17 protein-coding genes and 1 other annotated feature are annotated in these 19,849 nt (G+C 54.9%); of the genes, 14 read left to right on the forward strand and 3 right to left on the reverse strand.

What is annotated here, in order from left to right:
- Nucleotides 1–48 precede the first annotated feature (48 nt).
- Nucleotides 49–1,209, forward strand: coding sequence for a GNAT family N-acetyltransferase (locus IDH45_RS13705; RefSeq protein WP_190928485.1), 1,161 nt, complete (start codon nt 49–51; stop codon nt 1,207–1,209).
- Between the two features lie 155 nt (nt 1,210–1,364).
- Here IDH45_RS13705 and IDH45_RS13710 read toward each other — a convergent pair whose 3' ends face one another.
- Nucleotides 1,365–2,525, reverse strand: coding sequence for an AI-2E family transporter (locus IDH45_RS13710; protein WP_190928487.1), 1,161 nt, complete (start codon nt 2,523–2,525; stop codon nt 1,365–1,367).
- A gap of 445 nt (nt 2,526–2,970) precedes the next feature.
- Between IDH45_RS13710 and IDH45_RS13715 the strand changes: the two genes are divergently transcribed.
- The 6 genes from IDH45_RS13715 to IDH45_RS13740 all read left to right on the forward strand — a co-directional run bounded on the left by IDH45_RS13715 (nt 2,971) and on the right by IDH45_RS13740 (nt 11,214).
- Nucleotides 2,971–5,400 carry a PolC-type DNA polymerase III family protein gene (locus IDH45_RS13715; protein WP_190928489.1) on the forward strand — a complete coding sequence of 810 codons (2,430 nt, stop codon included), beginning with the start codon at nt 2,971–2,973 and terminating at the stop codon, nt 5,398–5,400.
- 265 nt (nt 5,401–5,665) lie between these two features.
- Nucleotides 5,666–6,475, forward strand: coding sequence for an MBL fold metallo-hydrolase (locus IDH45_RS13720; protein ID WP_190928491.1), 810 nt, complete (start codon nt 5,666–5,668; stop codon nt 6,473–6,475).
- Between the two features lie 135 nt (nt 6,476–6,610).
- Nucleotides 6,611–6,882, forward strand: a binding site (T-box leader).
- Between the two features lie 47 nt (nt 6,883–6,929).
- On the forward strand, nt 6,930–8,564 hold the full coding sequence (gene metG, locus IDH45_RS13725) for a methionine--tRNA ligase (protein WP_190928492.1): 1,635 nt from the start codon (nt 6,930–6,932) through the stop codon (nt 8,562–8,564).
- A 66-nt stretch (nt 8,565–8,630) separates the two neighbouring features.
- A complete protein-coding gene (locus IDH45_RS13730) occupies nt 8,631–9,611 on the forward strand; it encodes a DUF3895 domain-containing protein (RefSeq protein ID WP_190928494.1) in 981 nt (326 codons plus the stop codon).
- 80 nt (nt 9,612–9,691) lie between these two features.
- The gene (locus IDH45_RS13735) at nt 9,692–9,985 is read left to right on the forward strand and encodes a Dabb family protein (RefSeq protein WP_190928496.1); all 294 of its coding nucleotides are present in this window, start codon (nt 9,692–9,694) and stop codon (nt 9,983–9,985) included.
- A gap of 74 nt (nt 9,986–10,059) precedes the next feature.
- On the forward strand, nt 10,060–11,214 hold the full coding sequence (locus IDH45_RS13740) for a response regulator (protein ID WP_190928498.1): 1,155 nt from the start codon (nt 10,060–10,062) through the stop codon (nt 11,212–11,214).
- 220 nt (nt 11,215–11,434) lie between these two features.
- Here IDH45_RS13740 and IDH45_RS13745 read toward each other — a convergent pair whose 3' ends face one another.
- The gene (locus tag IDH45_RS13745; protein ID WP_190928500.1) at nt 11,435–12,235 is read right to left on the reverse strand and encodes a PSP1 domain-containing protein; all 801 of its coding nucleotides are present in this window, start codon (nt 12,233–12,235) and stop codon (nt 11,435–11,437) included.
- A 288-nt stretch (nt 12,236–12,523) separates the two neighbouring features.
- On the opposite strand from IDH45_RS13745, the gene IDH45_RS13750 reads away from it, so the two are divergent.
- Both IDH45_RS13750 and IDH45_RS13755 read left to right on the forward strand, forming a co-directional pair.
- Complete coding sequence (locus IDH45_RS13750) at nt 12,524–13,402, forward strand: hypothetical protein (protein ID WP_190928502.1); 879 nt, start codon at nt 12,524–12,526, stop codon at nt 13,400–13,402.
- A 150-nt stretch (nt 13,403–13,552) separates the two neighbouring features.
- Nucleotides 13,553–14,092, forward strand: coding sequence for a hypothetical protein (locus tag IDH45_RS13755; RefSeq protein ID WP_190928504.1), 540 nt, complete (start codon nt 13,553–13,555; stop codon nt 14,090–14,092).
- 67 nt (nt 14,093–14,159) lie between these two features.
- Here IDH45_RS13755 and IDH45_RS13760 read toward each other — a convergent pair whose 3' ends face one another.
- A complete protein-coding gene (locus IDH45_RS13760) occupies nt 14,160–14,990 on the reverse strand; it encodes a phytanoyl-CoA dioxygenase family protein (protein ID WP_190928506.1) in 831 nt (276 codons plus the stop codon).
- A 155-nt stretch (nt 14,991–15,145) separates the two neighbouring features.
- Between IDH45_RS13760 and IDH45_RS13765 the strand changes: the two genes are divergently transcribed.
- From IDH45_RS13765 to IDH45_RS13785, 5 genes are all read left to right on the forward strand, one after another.
- Nucleotides 15,146–16,039 carry an AraC family transcriptional regulator gene (locus IDH45_RS13765; RefSeq protein WP_190928508.1) on the forward strand — a complete coding sequence of 298 codons (894 nt, stop codon included), beginning with the start codon at nt 15,146–15,148 and terminating at the stop codon, nt 16,037–16,039.
- Between the two features lie 51 nt (nt 16,040–16,090).
- Nucleotides 16,091–16,744 (forward strand): carboxylesterase family protein, encoded by a 654-nt coding sequence (locus IDH45_RS13770; protein ID WP_190928510.1) that lies wholly within the window; start codon nt 16,091–16,093, stop codon nt 16,742–16,744.
- 141 nt (nt 16,745–16,885) lie between these two features.
- Nucleotides 16,886–17,731, forward strand: coding sequence for an STM4015 family protein (locus IDH45_RS13775; protein ID WP_190928512.1), 846 nt, complete (start codon nt 16,886–16,888; stop codon nt 17,729–17,731).
- Nucleotide 17,732: 1 nt separating this feature from the next.
- Complete coding sequence (locus IDH45_RS13780) at nt 17,733–19,007, forward strand: STM4014 family protein (RefSeq protein ID WP_190928514.1); 1,275 nt, start codon at nt 17,733–17,735, stop codon at nt 19,005–19,007.
- Complete coding sequence (locus IDH45_RS13785) at nt 19,004–19,789, forward strand: STM4013/SEN3800 family hydrolase (RefSeq protein WP_190928516.1); 786 nt, start codon at nt 19,004–19,006, stop codon at nt 19,787–19,789. The genes IDH45_RS13780 and IDH45_RS13785 overlap by 4 nt, the downstream gene beginning before the upstream one ends.
- Nucleotides 19,790–19,849 lie beyond the last annotated feature (60 nt).

Genomic DNA, 19,849 nt, shown 5'->3' on the forward strand with positions numbered 1-19,849 from the left:
CGAGCAATCGGCGGCGGACGGGGCAGTGGGAGGGAGGAGATTGCCAGCTTGAACCGCGACATACGTTTATTCGATCCGAAATCCATTCGTCAAATACTCTGGCCGTCCACCGAGGACGGGGATTACGCCAGGCGTTACATCGTCTCGTTGCTGGAGCAGCAGGTAGACCGACTTATTCCGAATGTGAAAACGGGTCTTCATGCGCTGCAAGTCGGAGATGTCGTACTGCCTGTTACGGTGAACGATAAAGAATACGGAAATTGCTACGTTTGTTCCCCATACACGCATTATGTGAGCTACGCAAGAGAAGAGCTGTACGTGCTGAACTCCCGATTCGCGCGTATTGCGTTAGGGGGCTTGCTTCACGCCCTGGGGTTTTTGATGCGGTTCAGCCGGATTAACCGGACGGTCCATATCAATAATTGGCTGTTATCGACCAACCTGTACGATCCGCTTCCGGACAGCGGGGTGGAGCAAGCCGTCCGTCTCCTGCTCCGCGAATATCCGGGGCATTCGCTGGTTTTCCGCTCGTTAAACCGGACGACGAACGGCCCGCTGATCGATCTACTCGTGAGGCTCGGTTTCCGGATGGTGCCCAGCCGGCAAGTGTATTTGCTCCATCCGTCTGATCCGGCGGCGACGAATTCCAAAGCCCGCTGGCTGGTGAAGCGGGATTACGGCCTGCTGGCGAAACACGGATACGAGACGGTCGGTCCGGACAGGCTGACCGAAGCCGATATGCCTCGTCTGGCGGAGCTGTACCGCCTTCTGTATCTGGATAAATACTCTACCTACAATCCCCAGTTTGGAGCGCCGTTTCTGGAGCTGGCCTGGAGACAAAAGCTGCTGGAGCTGCACGCCATCCGGCATATCGATACGGGCCGGATCGATGCGGTGCTCGGCTTTTATTGCCGCAGCGGCGTGATGACGACTCCGGTGTTCGGTTACGATACGGCCTTGCCCCAGGAGACCGGACTGTACCGGATGCTATCGGCCGTCTTGATCGGAATCGCCGGACAGAGAGGGCTGCTGCTCCACGAAAGCTCGGGCGCTCCTCAGTTTAAGCGGAATCGCGGGGCGGTTGCGGATATCGAATACAGCGCCGTCTACGACCGGCATCTGCCAGCCCGTCAACGCATAAGCTGGGCGCTGCTGGACAAGCTGTTGAACGGCTTCGGCAAGGAACTGCTTCAAAAATATAAGCTGTAGACAATCGCGATTTGACCATGCGCAGCTGAACACGTTTTGCACGCCAAAAGGGCCTCAGCTTCCACTATAAAGTGGAGACTGAGGTCCTTTTTCTCAAGGAAGCGGCTCTGAGCGAGGCTCAATAAATCGCAAAAAACTTGGATGCTGCTCTTTCTTCAAGTCCGGTCAATCGGTTGTTCCGCAGGCTGCTCGTACAGACTGGAGCGGTTTTGGAACCAGTGGAACAGGTGGGTAACGATTACTTTCAGAACGGCATAGCCCGGAACGGCGAGAATGATTCCCAATATTCCAAACAGTTTGCCGGCGGTCAAAATGACGAAAATAATCGTAATTGGATGGATGTGCAAGTTTTTCCCCATAATTTGCGGCGATATAAATTTTCCTTCGATCAACTGCACGATCGTCCATACGACGATCATCTTGAGCAGCATAATAGGCGAGGTCACGATCGCTATGATCAGAGCGGGCGTAATCGCGATTGCCGGTCCCAGATACGGAACGATACTGGTCGAAGCGGCGAAGATGGCGAGGACGAGCGAATAGTCCAGGCCGATAATCAGGTAACCGAAATAAAGCAGCACGCCGATGCAGAAGCTCACGATGATCTGGCCCCGGATATAGGAACTGATCTGATTGTTCATCTCGGTCATCACCGTGTACGTCTGACCGCGTAGGGAGGTCGGCACGAACTTAAGGATAAATTGCGGCAGCTGCTTCCCGTCCTTCAACAAATAAAACAAAATAAACGGAACCGTCACGATGGCGAGAATTACTTCCGTTACCGCGCCTACAAAGGCGCCGATGCTCGTCCAAGCGTTATTGACGATCGCGGTCAGTCGGCCCGTCATTTTCTCGATATAACTTACAGCATCAAAGTTGATCGACTGCTGGATTTGTGCGAAGTACCCGCTGCCGATGAGCCGTTCGAATTGGAGCTGCACTTCCCTGCTGTATCTCGGAACGTTTTGAATCAAGCTCTCGACTTGTCCGCGGATGAACGGAACCACGATAACGAATAAGAGAGTGATGATCCCGATAATAAGCAAATACAGGACGAGGATCGAATAAACCCGCTTCACTTTTTTGCTTTCCATATAATCGACGATCGGGTTCAGCAAGTAAAAGACGACTCCGGTAAGCAGAAGCGGGAGCAGCACCGACTTGATCAGCGCGATGAAAGGAAGAAAAATAAAAGAAACTTTCGTAAACACCATAATGTTTAATCCGATGAGCAACAGAACGAGCAGGACCAGGACGAACCGGTTGTTCAAAAAAAACAGCCTGAACCTGTCGCTCCAGTTGGTTGGACTTTTCATATCACCGCATCCTTCCGTAACGAAACCACAGCCGCTATAGCCATGACTAGGCCAATTGTGGTACCCGATGAAAATTAGCATATCGAACACGAAAAACAGAGTCAAGTTTCGCAGGAGAAAGACATGCGATTTTTGAAGAAAAAAGCTCATACTGATGCCGATTCGGCAGCGTCTGCCAATTCACCGGAATAGAAGCAAGGTGAAAAATCAAAAATTGCTGCCGCTTAAGCCGGTAGGCCATTGATAATAAAAGCGATTATCCCGGAAAATGGACCAGTTGCAAATCGACTGCGATTTTGTTGACTCCGAACTCAACATGTGCTAGGATGGAAATTGTTGGGGGAGACATGCTTCTACGCCTTAAATGTTGAGTTGAATATCAACTCTAATATAATCCCGCACATCGGGTTTATAGAATAGAATCTAATTGGTGGAGGTAGGCAGGATGATGGCTAATCAGGACCGGAACATGAACAGCAATGATAGGCAATCGAGCACTCAGGCTGATAGGGAGCGTGTCGAGTTTCACGTAAGATGCGCCATGGAAGAAGAATCGGCAGCTCTATCAAGGGTGACGCAAAGAAGGATTGAGCAAGCTGCGCTACGCGGACAGAGTTCGATCGGACTGGTCGGCTATGACGGAATCCACGCCTTTATCGAAGCGGAAAAAACCGCGACATATTCCGGCATTAAGCCGATATTCGGAATCCGCGCGGCGCTGGGAATCGAATCGGAACGCACCGTTCGCTGCTGTATCTACGCGAGAAACGAAAGAGGCAAGAGATGCTTATATAAGCTGATCTCGCACTCGAACGGTTTTCATGACGATTCGGGACTGGCCGTATCGTTGGACTCGCTTCAAGCTGATCGGGGAGATCTTCTCTTGTTAAGCGAACCGGACGATGCGGAACTTCTGGATGCTATCCATCGAGGGACGCAAGTAGAAGCGGAGGAGTTGGCCCGTAGCTTCGATGTTTTGACGATCGGAGCTTGGCACTCCGACCTTGGAGGCCCGGACGGCCGATGCTATTCCCGTCAAGAATGGGAGGAGGTCGTCCGCAGCGTCTGGGACTACGGAGAGGGGGCCGGACAACCTGTAATCGCCGTAGATCAGCCCGTCACAGCGCATCAGGATGGGGATTCGCACCGCCTCCAGGCCTCCGAAATGATCCGCGAGTTCGGCTATCTGGGTGCGGAGAATGCATACGCTGTCGTCGTTGGCAATACGAGAGAACTGGCCGCCCGGTTCGAATCCTTCGAGCTGATTCCCGGTGGGCTGTTCCTGCCTAGACTGGAAGCCGAAGACGAGCATATATGTACGCTTAGTTACGACGCGGCCCGGGCCCGGTACGGCCATTCGATCCCGCAGCCGATTCAGAACCGGCTGGAAAAGGAACTGTCTTTCATCTGCAATTTCGGATTTGCTTCGATCTATCTGATTGCGCGAAGCGTCGTGAACCGGTCCAAGAGCGACGGGTACCCGGTTCTCCCGCGCGGCTCCGTCGGGTCGTCCCTTGTCGCTTATTTTCTCGGGATTACGGATACGAACCCGCTGCCTCCCCACGCTTTGTGCGGAACGTGCCGGCAGATCGAGTGGATTCCGGCAGAGGAAGCGCGAAGCGGCTTTGATGGACCGGACCCGTTATGCTCCCGGTGCGGGGGAGGAATGTGGGGAGACGGACACAACATTCCATACGAGATGTTCCTCGGATTTCACGGCAATAAAATGCCCGATATCGATCTGAACGTAGCCGGTGAGTATCAGAGGCAGGCGCAGTCCGGGGTAAAAGAGCTGCTTGGAGAGAATAACGTCCTTCTGGCGGGAAGAAGCGACGGAACCCCGCATCCGTCAGGGCTTCTGCTTATTCCGGACGGGATGGCCGCCGAAGATTTTACACCCGTCCGGGACGCCTCAAGCGACGGCAGGCCGGGATGGAGAAAGTCGTATTTCGATTACCGGCAACTGGATCATACGGTACACAAATTCGATATTCTGGGTCACGACGGCCCGTCCATGATGAGGCTGCTTCACACCTCTACAGGCATCGATCCGGAGACGATCCCGATGAACGACAGGCGTGTATTAAGTATGTTCCGCTCTACGGCAGAACTTGGCGTAACCCCCGAGCAGCTCCTTTCTCCGGTGGCTACATACGGGTTGCCCGAGATGGGGACGCCTGCCGTCCGTAAGATCCTCGAACAAACGAAGCCGGATTCTTTCTCGGAGCTGCTCCAGATATCGGGACTGACGCACGGAACAGGAGTATGGGAAGGAAACGCCCATGAGCTAATCCGGACAGGAACCTGTTCGCTGCAAACCGCGATCGCTTGCCGGGATGACGTGATGCTAACACTAATCGCCTATGGGTTGGAGGGCGAAGCCGCATTCAAGATCACGGAAAACGTGCGGAAAGGAAAAGGGATCGCAGAGGCGGAAGCTGCACAGATGCGTGCGAAAAACGTTCCGGAATGGTACATCGATTCCTGCTGGAAGATCGGCTATCTGTTCCCGAAAGCTCATGCGGTGTCTTACGTGATGTCCGCAATTCGCCATGCGTACTATAAACTGTACAATCCTCTGGAATATTACGCGGCCTATTTTACTGTAAAGCGCCCCGCCTTGGAGATATCCATGTGCCAGAGTGGATATGAAGCGATAAGAAGCCTGCTGCTGGAGCTGCCCGAAGCGGAGCCTGGCCGCACCCTGGAGAGTCCTCTACCCAGCAAGCGCATTCTGGAAGTCACGCTAGAGATGAACGCAAGAGGAATCCGGTTCGTACAGGGGACTTCCGGCGCCGGCGAATGGTTCATTGAAGGAATGAACCGTCGCATACGTATCGGCGTTTCGGGAACTTTAGAGCAATTGAACGTATAATCGCGAAGCAGAAGCCGTTTCCTCCCGGAGGGGGAACGGCTTTCCGCCTTCGGTACGCACACAATGTTTGTTTGTGCCAAACGGTTCATGATGTACCATCGATATCTTCCTCATAACCGCGCAGGAGGAGTTTGGTCCGGTTTGGTAGAATGAATAAGCATCATCGATTGGGACGAGAGGTACCGCGGTGCTCAGCCGAACGTAGGGACCGGTTACGGCTCGACCAGATGAGCGAATCAGGCCATAACAGGAGGAGCGAAATCAGATGAAGGTTCACTTTTTGGGGACGGCGGCGGCCGAAGGCATTCCTTCTTTGTTTTGCCGGTGCGAGACGTGCAGGCAGGCGATGCAAAAGGGCGGTAAAAATATTCGGACCCGCACGTCGGTGATGATCGATGATGTGCTCAAGCTCGACTTTCCTCCGGATACGTACTTCCATATGATCCGGGACGGGCTCGATCTGGAGACGGTTCAGGATCTCATTATTACCCATTCGCATTCCGATCACCTGCTGCCGGAAGATCTGTATATGCGGCTGCCGGGTTTCGCTCAATCGGAGAACCGGCCGATTCACGTCTACGGTCACGACCGTCCGATCGGCAAATGTATCGATGTAGTCGGAACAGCGCAGCAAAAATTCGCTTTCCACATCGTCCAGCCCTTCGTTCCGGTGCGGACGCAAACGGCTGTACTTGTCCCCCTGCTGGCGGATCACGATAAAACCGAAACCTGTTTGCTCTATTACATCGAGAAAGACGGCAAGACGATGTTGTACGGTCACGACAGCGGCTGGTTTCCGGAAGCGACCTTGGATTGGCTCAAGGATAAAAAGCTGGATCTGGCGATACTCGAGTGCACGACCGGCCGGATTCCATACCGGCATAACCATATGGACATCGACTGCACATTGGAGACGAAAGAGTGGCTGGCTGGCAACGGCGTTTTGAAGCCGGACGCGCAAGTCGCAGTGACTCACTTCTCCCATAACGCCCATATGCTGCATGAAGATTTCGTCGCCGCCTTTGAACCGCACGGTATCACAGTCGCCTACGACGGGATGGTTTTGCACATTTGACCGATTCGGCTGTGTCGCTCCTTTTATGACTAAGGTTTTGAGGCCCCTCGTTGATCACGGATCTAGGCGTTTTTAGGGATGGAGTTGACAGCTGCGAGAACTTTCCGTATAATCCCAATAAATTGAATATTCGAATTAAAAGCGATGAAGAGAAAGAGTACCTGACGAACGTCTTATACAGAGAGCTCCGGCAGCTGAGAAGGAGCGAAGAATACGCCAGGGAATATGGTCTCGGAGCTGCGCATCGATGCCTTAACGGGCTGTAGGTTGCGCCGGGTCCCGCACCCGTTACCGTGCTAGGGTATACACGCCTGTTGTAAACGGAAGCGTCGTACCTGAAGAGGTTTATGCCGCGAGGCATTCATAAAATTGGGTGGTAACGCGTGAGTCCAACTCTCGTCCCTTTGGGGATGAGAGTTTTTTGTCGTTTTTACACAAAAAGGAGGTAGTTAGGATGGCAAATGTATTTATCGGGGGCGCATGGCCTTATGCCAACGGTTCGCTGCATCTCGGCCGGCTGGCGAGTTTATTGCCTGGGGATGTGCTGGCAAGGTATTATCGGGCGAAAGGGGAGCGGGTGCTCTATGTGTCGGGAAGCGACTGCCACGGCACGCCGGTCGCCGTGCAAGCGAATCAGGAAGGCGTCACTCCGGACCGGATCGCGGACCGGTATCACCGCGAATTTCTCGATTGCTTCGAGCGGCTAGGATTTACGTACGATCTCTACACCCGGACCGATCATCGCTTTCATCATCAGGTCGTTCAAGAGCTGTTTCTGAACCTGCTGGAGAATGGGCATCTGTACAAAAAGACCGTGTCGCAGACGTATTGCGAGACCGACGAAAGGTTTCTGCCGGACCGTTATGTGGAGGGGGAATGTCCGGTATGCGGGCAGCGTGCGCGGGGCGATCAATGCGAAGCGTGCTCCACGATCCTCGATCCCGCCGATCTGATCGGCAAAACGTGCAAATTGTGCGGAAATCCGCCGATAGAGCGGGAGACCGAGCATTATTATCTCGCTCTTTCCCGGTTCCAGGAAGCGCTGGCCCGCTATGCGGAACGTGCCCAAGGCTGGAAAGACAACGCGGTGCAGCTGACGCAGCGTTACTTGAAGGAAGGGCTGCGCGACCGGGCGGTGACCCGGGATCTTGACTGGGGTGTCGACGTGCCGCTGGACGGGTTCGAGGGGAAGAAAATGTACGTTTGGATCGAAGCGGTATGCGGTTATTTGTCGGCGAGCAAGCAGTGGGCGGCCGAGGCGGGCGGCGATTGGGAATCGTTCTGGACGGACGGCGGGGAAGAGATTACCGCCTATTACGTCCACGGCAAAGACAACGTGCCGTTCCATACGATCATCTGGCCGGCGCTGCTGCTCGGAGCCGGCGGGCTTCATCTGCCCGATCGGATCGTTTCATGCGAATATATGACCCTCGAAGGGAAAAAGTTTTCGACCAGCCGCGGCTGGGCCGTCTGGGTTCCTTACCTGCTGAGCCGCTATCACCCGGACTCGATCCGGTACTTCCTCCTTGCCAACGGGCCGGAGAAGCGCGATTCGGATTTTTCGTGGAGGGAGTTTATCCACAGCCATAATGGCGAGCTGCTGGGCGCTTTCGGCAATTTCGTCAACCGGACGCTTGCTTTCATAGCGAAATTGATGGAGGGGACCGTTCCAGCAGGCCAAGTTCCGGCAGACTGGTCCGGCCGGATCGAGTCGTTATACCGGGAGGCCGGGGAGCGGATCGGCAGCGGGAACCTGAAGGAAGCTCTGGAAACCATATTCGCAGCCGTCCGCGCCGCCAACAAATATTATGACGAGCGAAAGCCTTGGGCCGAGTGGAAAGAAAACAGGTCCGGCTGTAACGATACGATATTCGCCTGCGTTTTTATCATTGCGAATTTGGCGAACGTCCTGCAGCCTTTTTTACCTTTCTCGTGCGACCGGATTCGAACGTTTCTGTCGCTGGAGCCGCCGAGCTGGGAACCGGTGACCGTTCCGGCCGGCCGGACGATACGGGATCTGAGCCATTTGTTCGAGCGGATCGAGCCCGGGCGGATCGAGGAGGAGACGCTGCGTTTGGGCAGCTTGTAAAAAAAACGTCGAAAACCGACCGGCGGATCAAGTACAATAGAAGCTGGACGCAGGGAGGGATTGCGGATGATTTTATCCGTTCAGGACAGAGAAATGTTATTGGCGGAATTAAACGCGGAGCAGCGGCATTATTTGTCGGAGCAGATGGTCCGTAGCCGCCGTACCGTATTTGCCAATGCGATGGCCAGGGAGAAAGGGTATCATATCCCCGAGCATGCGGACCCGGAAACGATCGAGGTGCTGCTGGACGATTGGCTGTATACCGGCTATATCGATGCGGGGGCCGTTACTCCGGATTTGCGCTGCGAATGCGGGAGGCCCTTGAGATACCAGCATCATGTAACCCATAAGGTTACGGGCGAAGAGAAAAAGTTCGGGATCGAGCATCTGAAGGAGCATCTCGGCATCGACGCTTCCATCGTGACGGCTATTAAGCAAGGCTTCGATGCGATCGACTATGAGCTGGATGAGATCCTGATCAAGCTCCGAAGCGGCTGGAAGCCCGAACCGGAATTGCTGGCAAACTTGCCGGCTTCGCTTCCCGAAGAGATCCGGATGCATCAGAAGCTCGGACTGCCTTTACTGGAAAGGCACACCCGGAAGCTTCGCCAGTTGAGGTCCGAAGGACTGAAACCGAAAATATTGCCGCCGCTGCCGCAAGGGGCGCCTCCTTCCGGGACCGGCACGTCCCGCCGGGAAGAGAAGGAGAAAGAGAAGGTCGACGATCTGTTCAGCTGGTTCGAGGAGCCGGAGGAAGAGCCGGAGCAGCCCGGACAGCAGGCGGAGCCGGTATCCGCCGCTTCCGCCATTTCGGTGCAGAGCTTGCCGCCCTATTTGCAGCAGAAGGTGGAGAGTTATGTCCGGGACGACGTGCGAAGCGCGCGGGTCATCTGCGAGCTGCTGATCCGGGAGCACGGAGCCAGCGAGGCGAGATTCGCGACAGGGAAACCGATGATTTATTTGCCCGTCTGCCTGTATATTGAACGGGTATTCCCTGACGCGAAACTAGAACGACTGTACCAGGACGACCGCTGTTATACCGTGTAAAACCAAGGAGCCGGGTTGGTTTAACAGACGAACAAATGATATATTGGAATATAGCTGAATTCAGGAAGGAGGGCCCTATCATGATCGATCATATCGTCTTAGTCAAATTCGCAGAATCGACCTCCCAGGAGCAGCTGGAAGAAGTCGTAACCCGGTTCAAGGCGCTTCAAGGGAAGCTGCCGGGAATCGCCGATATCCAGGCCGGCATCAGCTTCACCGGCAAACATCAGGGCTACCAGCTGGCGCTGACCGTACGCTTCGAAAACCGCGCCGCTCTAGAAAATTACGGGCCTCATCCGCTGCATCAGGAAGTGGCGGCCTATATCCGTGAAATCGGCAGAGTGGACAGCATCGTAGTCGACATCGAGATTTAATTGGGCCGGATCAGACGCCGTCCGGCGGGGCAGACGGGCGGCAGTCTTGCAAGTGAATGCGTGGAGGGGAAAGCATGCTGAGAACGATCATTATCGACGACGAGCTGCCAGCTCTGGACTGGATGAAGAGGCTTCTGACCGGCAGCGGAAGCGTCGAGCTGGCGGGCGCGTACACGAATCCGATGGATGCGCTGGAGCAGCTCGGATCGGAGCCGATCGACGTCGTCTTTCTGGATATCGAGATGCCTGTCATTAACGGTCTGGAGTTTTCCGGCCATATTGTGGAAATCAGTCCCTCGACCGACATCGTGTTTGTAACCGCCTATCATCAATATGCGCTTGAAGCCTTCGAACGCCATGCGGTCGATTACGTGCTGAAGCCCGCCTCCCCTGACCGGATCGGCGCCACGCTAGCGAAACTTTCGGCCAGACGGCGCCAATCGGCCGGTCCCTCGGTGAAAAGCGGCGGAGCAGGCGAAGGCATCCGCTGCTTCGGCCGATTCGATTGGCTCCGGGACAACGAGCCGGGCGGAGCTGTCAAGTGGCGTACGACCAAAGAGCGCGAGCTGGCGGCGCTTCTGGTCCATAATGGCAACGAGTGGGTCCAGAAGGAGAAAATACTCGATGCGCTGTGGGGGCAGGATCATATCGATCAGTCCCGGGCGTATTTGTATACTTGCATCTACACGCTTCGGAAAAAGCTGAGCGCCATGGGGCTCGAGCGGCTGCTGCAGTCGGAGCAGAACGGATACCGGCTCGACGTGTCGAGCATCGGCTGCGATGCGGCCGAGTTTTCCAAAGTATGCGAAGGCGAGCAGCTGGTCGATGCGGCATCGATTGCCAAAATGGTGCGGGCCGTCTCCTTGTACCGCGGAGATTATATGGAGCAAGACGGCTATTTCTGGGCGATGCAGCTGCAGGAACGATACCGGGAGCGATACATCAGCCTGCTGAAACGAATGGCCGCCTATTATGCCGGCGTGCAATCGTATTTTCAAGCTATCGAATGTCTGCGCAAGATTACGGACAAAAATCCGTTTCTGGACGACATCAACGAGCTGATGATCCGGTATTACGCCAGAATGGGCGACAGATTGTCGATGATCCGTCATTATGAGAAATTTACGAAACAACTGAAGCAGGAGCTTGGCATCGAACCGCTCCAACGAACGGTATTGTTGTACGAGCATTTGCGCAGCGGTCTCTCCGACGACACATTTTCGTTGTGAGTTTTTTTTGAACGTTAAAGAATGTTTAAGTTTACTAAAGCGTTAAAGCGGTAAAATGAAACATTTTTTACTAAGAAAAGCCTCCTCTTACGCAGGGTCATTCATCGTGGATAAGGCTTCGTTTAGAAGCTTTTCTTATTTGGGAGTTTATCCCGAACCGGAAGTATGAATAAGAGGGCTGCCCGAATGCGAGATCCGGACAACCCCCGTTACTTGTTCGTTACCAGCTAATCTCAGGATCATCCAGATCCAGTTCGATCGGAGCCGGTCTGGATGGAGATTGAACCACGACCTTATTCGTCTCCGGATGGACAGCAACGACCTTCACTTGGCCATAAGCGGTCGTGATTGTACCGCCAGGGGAAGGGAAGCCGGATTTCCCGCTCTCATAGTTGTGGGTCTCGAAGCGGAGACAGCACATTAATCGTCCGCATAAACCGGATAGCTTGACAGGATTGAGAGACAGCTTCTGGTCCTTCGCCATCTTAATCGACACGGGCTCAAATTCGCCCAGAAAGGTCGAGCAGCATAGTATACGGCCGCACGGCCCGATTCCTCCTATTAGCTTCGCTTCATCCCTGACGCCCACCTGTCTTAATTCCACCCGGGTACGCCGATACAGGCTAACCAAATATTTGACCAGCTCCCGAAAATCGACCCGGCCTTCCGCCGTATAATAAAAATACATTTTACTGCGGTCGAACGTATATTCGATCTGAAGCAGCTTCATCTTTAATTGCTTGAATCTATCGGTCAAAGAGGCCAAATCCTGCACGGCCTCGACGCTGTTTCTGTTCATCCGGGCAAAGTCGTCGCTCGTCGCTGACCGAATGATCTTCCTTAACGGTTGGACGATATCGCGTTCCTTCACGTCTTTGGAAGGAAGTACGACCGTTCCGAATTCGACTCCATGCGAGGTTTCCACGATTACGTTAGCGTGTACCCCGAATTCGCTGCCTGCGGGGTCAAAATAATAAATTTTACCAGCCGGCTTGAATCGGACGCCAACTACCCGATACAAGATGTGTACCACCGCCTTCTCTGTAATTTGGAATGTAGAAGCGTTTATACGCCGCAATTATGATAGCCCGAAAGTCGCAGCAGGATCAGGTCAGGTTCCCCGAAAATAAGCGACTTAGGGAAAGTTTACCATATCGTCTCCTAAAATCAAGCACTTGCGACGGAGGCATGAGGCGTTCGGGTTCTACAAAAGTTGGAACTACAACAATCCTGCACGGCTGGATACGATTATAGGTGCAGAGGACGCAATCTGCGGACACCATAAACAGGGAGAGGAACGGGTACCGACATGGGCGTGAAGGGGATAGGGGTTATCCTTGCAGGAGCCGTCTTGCTGCTGTTTTCGGCTTGGCCGCTTTATTTGATGGGGCAGGAGTTGTTTTTGGAACGAAAGGTGCGGCAGCAAGCCGACATCGATCGGATTTATGTGAATTTTCTTGAACTGGGCAAAGTCGAAATATTAGGCAGGGGCGTTCCCATTCCGGTAACCCGCATCTCCGTCCGTAATCGGGTGGAAGCAGCCGGTGAAAGCCGAGAGCCGCTGTCATACGATGACTACTACAGGTATATGGAGAATACCGCTTCGGAAACGGTTCGGTATACGAGGGAGTACACTTGGGAAAACCAAGTGATTCGAATCGAGGACGAAACCGCGCCGGGTGTGCGCAGTAGGGATAGCCACAGCCGCTCGCCGCTGCGGATTACGATCAATCAGAACGATTGGAGCGTATCCGACCCGGTTGAGGTGAGGTCTTATTTTTTGGATGAGAACCGGTATCACGGTTATTTTGGAATGCTGACCGTTCGGCACCGCGATCACGATCAGCTCGTCCTCGTACAGCGTATATCGGAGATCGGAGATTTCCATGTGCCGTCACTGGCATGGCGGGTGCTCTCCATCGCTTCGGACGGTCAAGTCCGGGAGGAGCGGTTCGAGTATGGCGAACGGGCGGACGACCCGATTCGGGTGAAGTACATTCAACAGTCATCGGCATCGCCGATTTCATTCGGTTACCGATCCAATATGTTGCATGTGTGGCCTTCATTATGGTTTCCCGTTCTGTATCCGTGGACGACTGGCGGGCTCGGGCTTCTGCTTCTGGCCGCAGGGGGAACGGTTCGATGGGCGGACCGGCGGAAGATCAAGTCAGTCCGTCACAGGCAATGACCCAAGTGAAGAGTTTCCGCATCCCCGCTTCCGGCCAATTTGTAAATATTCAAGATCATACGTTCGCAGAAGGAATCGCTCCCTGTTGCATCGAATGAATTCAGCAGGCAAGAACTGCCAACGAGAGAGCCTTGCAGGGACGGTAATCGAATGGATCTGTATCATTATTATGAAGCTGATCTGGGACCGTTCCGGAACTTATCCGGTTTGAACCGATCAGAGGCCCGGCTGATCATGGAGGAGCTGAGAAAAGACTCCGTCTTGTTCGCCAGCCGCCGCCCGGACGGCTATATGGACATTCGCCGGGAGCTGGAAGCAAAGGCCAGGGCGATGTTTATTCAGAAAGGCGGAATGCCGGTTCTTTCTTATCCCCACTATATGACCGTTGGAGAATGCGCATGGATCAAGGAATGGTATAGAGATGGCCGAGAAATTCGCATTCCCTTAGGCGAGTTTGCAGGAAGTTCGATCAGCTTCACTTACGGAGATTTATTCCCGACGATGCGTTATAAGGACGGCAAACCGTACAGGGAGAACGTCTACACGAAGCGGGAGATCGAAGAACTCATCGCCCGGCACGGGTTGCCTCAGCAGTGGAATCCGGACGGCCAGGGCGGGCCGGAACGGTATATCGAAGTGCAGGTGTGGGACGATGCGGTGCTGAGGAGATACATGCCGCTTGAATCGTGAACAGTCGTGAACAGATGAGCAAGCGCAAAAAGGGCCGCTCCATCGGAAGAGGCCCGCAACGCTCAGGCTAGCAGGTAGCGCCGGTCAGCTCGTTGGTAAACATCCGCTTGTACTCTTTGGGCGACATCTTGACCGAGGACGCGGCGGCGTAATGAAACTGAAGCGCCCGGCGGCGTTTGATGGAGAAGTTCGGCGGAGTGCCATGTATAAGCAGGCCGTGAAAAAACAGGACGCCTCCGGGAGGCAGCGGTACGGCTACATCCCGCTCCACTTGTACGTTGTCGTCGCAGACTTGCCAGTCCCGCTTGGCGTAATGAGGCGTGCCGCCGTCCATATGCGAGCGCGGGATGAGGTGCATGCAGCCGTTGTCGAGCGCGGCTTCGTCCAGGGCGATCCATACGCCTACAACCGCTTTATCGTAGGCCAGCGGCCCGTAGGCCATATCTTGATGCCAAGGCTTCTCCCCGCCGCCATGAGGGGGCTTCAGCAGCGCCATATCTTGAATCAGCACCGCTTCCTCGCCCAGCAGCTTCTCGACGCACGCCAGCAGCTCCGGGTGATGGGCGATCTCGTACAGAGTCCGGTTGCCATGTACGAATTCGTATATTTTCCGGACAGACAGCTCCCGTTCCTCAGCGGTGATAATTTCGTTCTCCGGTTTGGTGAACTGGATTTTCGCGCCGTTAGCGTCCTGGAACAGGATGGACATCAGCGCTTGTATGGAACGGTTCGTATCGTCCCCGGACAATACCCGGGTAACGGCCAGATACCCTTGCTCATGGTACAGCTTGATCTCGTCCGGGCCGATCGCTGCGGGCGAATCCAGCCTGATTGCCATGTTGTCGTACTGGTACAGCAGCCGGGCGATTTCCTCCGGCGACTTTTCGTTTGCAGCCAAATGCATCTCCTCCGTTCTTTTGTTTCTTTCATTATAAAAATGAACCGAGAGCCGGGGAATGGTCTGCAAAGCTGCCGGTTTGTACCGTAAGGCATATCGAGATTACAACCGTGGAGTCGCTGGCGACAGGCGGACTGTTGCGGAAAGGAGCGCTTATGAGCGAAGTGAAACCGGGCCGGGCGCCGGGCAGTGTCAAGCTGGCGGCAGTGCGGATCGGGAGCGGAGGAAGGTCGGGGAAAGCCCGGTGCGAGCCGGGGTGGGACTGGCGTCCGGCTCCGCTAGGCGATTACGACCTGTGGTATGTCGTATCCGGCAAAGGGGACGTCCGGTTAAACGGCGAGCTTTTCCCGGTGCGGCAAGGCTCCTGCTTCGTGTTCCGACCCGGCGACCGGATAGAAGCGACCCAGCACCCGGACGACCGGCTTACAGTGATCTACATTCATTTCGACGTGACGGATCTGCGCACCGGAGAACCGTGCGATCCGGAGTCAAGCTGGCTTCCTCCGGGATACGTATATACCGAAGACGCCTATCCGCTTGAAAGCCGGATGAACGAAGTGCTGGAGGCGGACGCCGAGGAAGAAGAGAGCGAGATGCGGGATGAGTGGTTTCATTGTCTGATGAAGCTCGTCCTGCTGCAATTGTCCAAAGCCGGTGAAGCCGGTTCACCCGAAACGGAGGCGGAACCCCCGATCTCGCACAAACAGAAGCGGCTGCTGCTTCAGACCAAGCAATATATTAAGGAACACATCGCTTCGCCTATCGATTATGACGAAATCGCAAAGTTCGCCGGACTAACCCCAAGGTATCTCAACCGGCTTTTCAAGAGGTATACGGGACAATCGTTGAAAGCTTATATCACGAGCACCCGTGTGGAGCGCGCCAGGCATCTGCTCGCAGAGACGTCGATGACGGTCGGAGTAGTGGCCGAGACGCTGGGGTATTCGGATATTTTCTTTTTCAGCAAACAATTCAAGAAATACAGCGGCATACCGCCATCCACGCTCCGGGCGAAGGCGCTGCCTGCAGAGCCTCATACCGGACGGTAAGCAACTACATCGATAACTGGAACGTTCCAGAAGAAAGGCAGGCAAACCCAAATGAGTCAAACCGTAAACCGTTTGGAAAAACAAATAATTAAGCCGATCCAGCTTCAATATTTATTGCATTTGCCGCAATCGTATGATCCCGAATCGTCCGAGCGCTGGCCGCTGATCCTGTTTCTGCACGGCGCCGGCGAGCGGGGAGACGATATCGAGAAAGTGAAAATACACGGCATCCCGATGCTGGCGGAACGCAATCCGTCCTTCCCGTTTATCGCCGTATCGCCGCAATGCCCCAAAAACGCTTATTGGCACCAAAAGCAAGACGGAGTGATGGCGCTCCTGGACGAAATAACGGCCAACTATAACGTCGACGACAAACGGATCTACCTGACCGGACTCAGTATGGGCGGATACGGCACTTGGAATCTTGCCTGCGACTATCCGGACAAATTCGCCGCGATCGCGCCGATTTGCGGGGGCGGAGATCCGTACCGGGCGAAGCTTTTGGTCAAAACGCCGGTATGGGCGTTTCACGGGGCTCAAGATACGATCGTGCTGATCGAGGAGTCCGAACGAATGGTCGAGCAGCTTCAGGCGTGCGGATCTGATGTACGCCTTACGGTGTATCCCGAAGCGAAACATAATGCCTGGACCGAGACGTACGAGAATCCGGAGTTGTACGAATGGATGCTGAGCCATTCCCGCTGATTGCAGGCTTGCCGCAATAACCGATCCTAGCCCCGCGGTCCTACTAATCTTCCTAAATATAGGCGGATTGGTAGTGGATTTATAACTGCGACTAGTATTAATATATAACGATACCCATGATCAGCAGGGAGGAAACTGCAAATGTCCGAAGTAAAACTAACGATCGATTACGACCAATATGAAGAAAACGTGAAAATGACCGAACTGCTCGAGCAACTGGCGAACAGTCCGGAAGCTGCGGATATGACCAGTCTGATTATCGGCGATTGGGGCGGCTCTTACGAGAACGATTCTAGCGATATCGTGGAGGCATTGGTTCGTTTAAACGGCCGCTTTCCAAAGCTTCGCAAACTGTTTATCGGCGACATGGGTTTTGAAGAGTGTGAAGTGTCCTGGATCATGCAATCGAATATCGGACCGGTCCTTGCCGCCTATCCGGAGCTGACGTCGCTGACGATCAAAGGAAGCAGCGGGTTGGCGCTCGATCCGGCCCGCCACGAGAAGCTGGAGGAGCTGGTCATCATCTGCGGAGGTCTTGGCTCGGACGTCATAACGAGCATAAGCAACGGATCATTTCCGCAGTTGAACAAGCTGGAGCTCTACTTAGGGGTCGACAACTACGGCTTCGACGGGTCGCTGGATACGATACTGCCGTTAATCGAACCGGGGAAATTCCCGAAGCTTACTTATCTGGGCCTGAAAGACAGTGAGCTTCAGGATGAAATCGCGATTGCGGTTGCCGAAGCTCCGATTCTCGACCAACTGCATACGCTCGATCTGTCGATGGGCACGCTGTCGGACAAAGGGGCGGAGGCGCTGCTGCAAAGCGATAAAGTGAAAAAGCTGCAACATCTGGACCTTAGCTACCACTTTATGTCCGATAAGATGATGCTGAAGTGGAAACAGTCGGGTCTGAACGTTAATACGAGCGACCAGCAGGAAGCTGACGACGATGAAGACTATCGCTTCCCGGCTTTAACCGAGTAAGATGGACCGATTGATCCTAATCGGCAATCCCGGCAACCGGCGCACCGAAGGATTGCAGGAGGCCCGCAGAAAACTCGGAATGCCGCCAGCCGTCGTCGTTCCTTATCTCGATCTGCTTCGCGGCCGTACGTCGCTGGAGCAAACGGCCGAGCTGGCGGAGCTCCGAGGCGGCCGCTCTCCGGTGCTGCGCCTGGACGCGCCTGGCGAGCTGTTCGAGGTGGAGCGGGAGCTCATCGCGCTCGGAGCCCCGGATGCGCCAGCCGAGCTTGCCGACGACCGGCTGCTGCCCTACGGGGCATGGAACGACCCGCAGCCGCTGCCGGTCAAGGCGGCGCTGTCGATTCAAGAGCAGCGGGGTCGGCTGTACCATCCGTCCCAATGGTTTCGCGGCTATGGCCGTCTGCTTGCGATGGTGGAGAAGAGGGCGAAGGAACTGTGGCCGCACGGACGGTGGATAAATGCCCCGGACGATATTGCCGCCATGTTCGACAAACGGTACACGCACCGTGTATTAACGGCTGCGAACGTCCCCGTTCCCAAACGGCTCGCTCCCCCCGAGCAGCTGCCGGATTACGAAACGCTCCGCGAAATGATGAGCCAACGCCGGCTGCACCGCCTATTTATTAAATTGGCTGCGGGATCGGGCGCTTGCGGCGTGATCGCTTATCAGACCAATCCGGTCACAGGCGCCGAGCTGGCGGTGACGACGATCGGCGTAGAATCCTACAATACCCGGCCTCCGGCTTATTACAATGCGGTGAAGCTGCGCCGGTATACCGGGAGCCAGGAGATCCGGTCCATCATCAATTGGCTGCTGGCGCACGGCGCACATATCGAGCAATGGATCGCCAAAGCGGCGTACATGGGTCATTCCTACGATATCCGTCAGCTCGTCGTAGGCGGGGAAGCTTGTCATCGGATCGCCCGTGTCAGTCCGACTCCGATTACGAACCTGCATTTGCGAAGCCAAAGAAAAACGCTGGACGAAGTGGGATTGAATTCGAGCGAACAAGATACGGTCAAGGATTGTGCGGAGCGGGCGCTGGCTGCGTTTGGCGGCTCTACGGTAGCCGGGGTCGATGTGCTGCTCGATAGCCGATTGAAGAAACCTTACATAGTAGATGTGAATCCCTTCGGCGATTTGCTGTATCGCGTCGAGTACAGCGGCTGCAATCCGTACGAATGGGAGATGCGCAGGCTGGGGGAGACATTTTCGCCGTTTTCCCCAATGGGCAAGGAACGGTCCGAACCGGCAGAGAGGAAGAACGAGTATTGATCAACATGAATGACATCGTCGGCAGCCACGACATTTTAATGATTACGCTGGATACGCTGCGCTACGACGCCGCCGTACTGGAGGAGAACCATTGTCCGAATTTGTGCGGAAGCGGGTCCTGGGAGAAGCGTCATACCCCCGGCAGCTTTACCTATGCGGCGCATCATGCTTTTTTCGGCGGATTTCTGCCAACACCGGCGACTACGAACAAAAAAGACCATATCCGGCTGTTCCACTCCAAACATACCGGCTTGCCCACTCACCCGAATACGTGGCTGTTCGATACGCCGGATATCGTCTCCGGGCTGCAGGCGGAAGGCTACCGGACGATCTGCATCGGCGGAGTGATCTTCTTCACGAAAAAGGTACCGCTCGCCAAAGTGCTGCCCGGTTATTTCCAGGAAAGCTACTGGCGCATGACCTTCGGCGTGACGAACTCCCGGTCTACGGAGCATCAGGTCAATCACGCCCTGAAGCTGCTGGAACGCGCGGGGATGGAGGAGAAGCTGTTTCTGTTTCTCAACGTGTCCGCCATTCACGGGCCGAATCATTACTTTGTGCCGGGGGCGAAAAAAGACTCCGTAGATACACAGCGCGCCGCGCTTCGTTATGTGGACGGGCAATTGGGCCGGCTATTCGAGGCGATGCGTTGCCGGGAGAGGCCGGTTTTTTGCCTCGCTTTCTCCGACCACGGCACCGCTTATGGCGAGGATGGTTATGAGGGACACCGGCTAGCCCACGAGGTCGTCTGGAACGTGCCGTACCGCGAGTTCGTGCTGTAAGCGTCAATGGTTTCATACAGCCGGCAACTACTAACTTTCATTAGATTCATGGATGACTGC

This window comes from Paenibacillus oceani (genome assembly GCF_014705615.1).
Taxonomy (GTDB): Bacteria; Bacillota; Bacilli; order Paenibacillales; family NBRC-103111; genus Paenibacillus_AB; species Paenibacillus_AB oceani.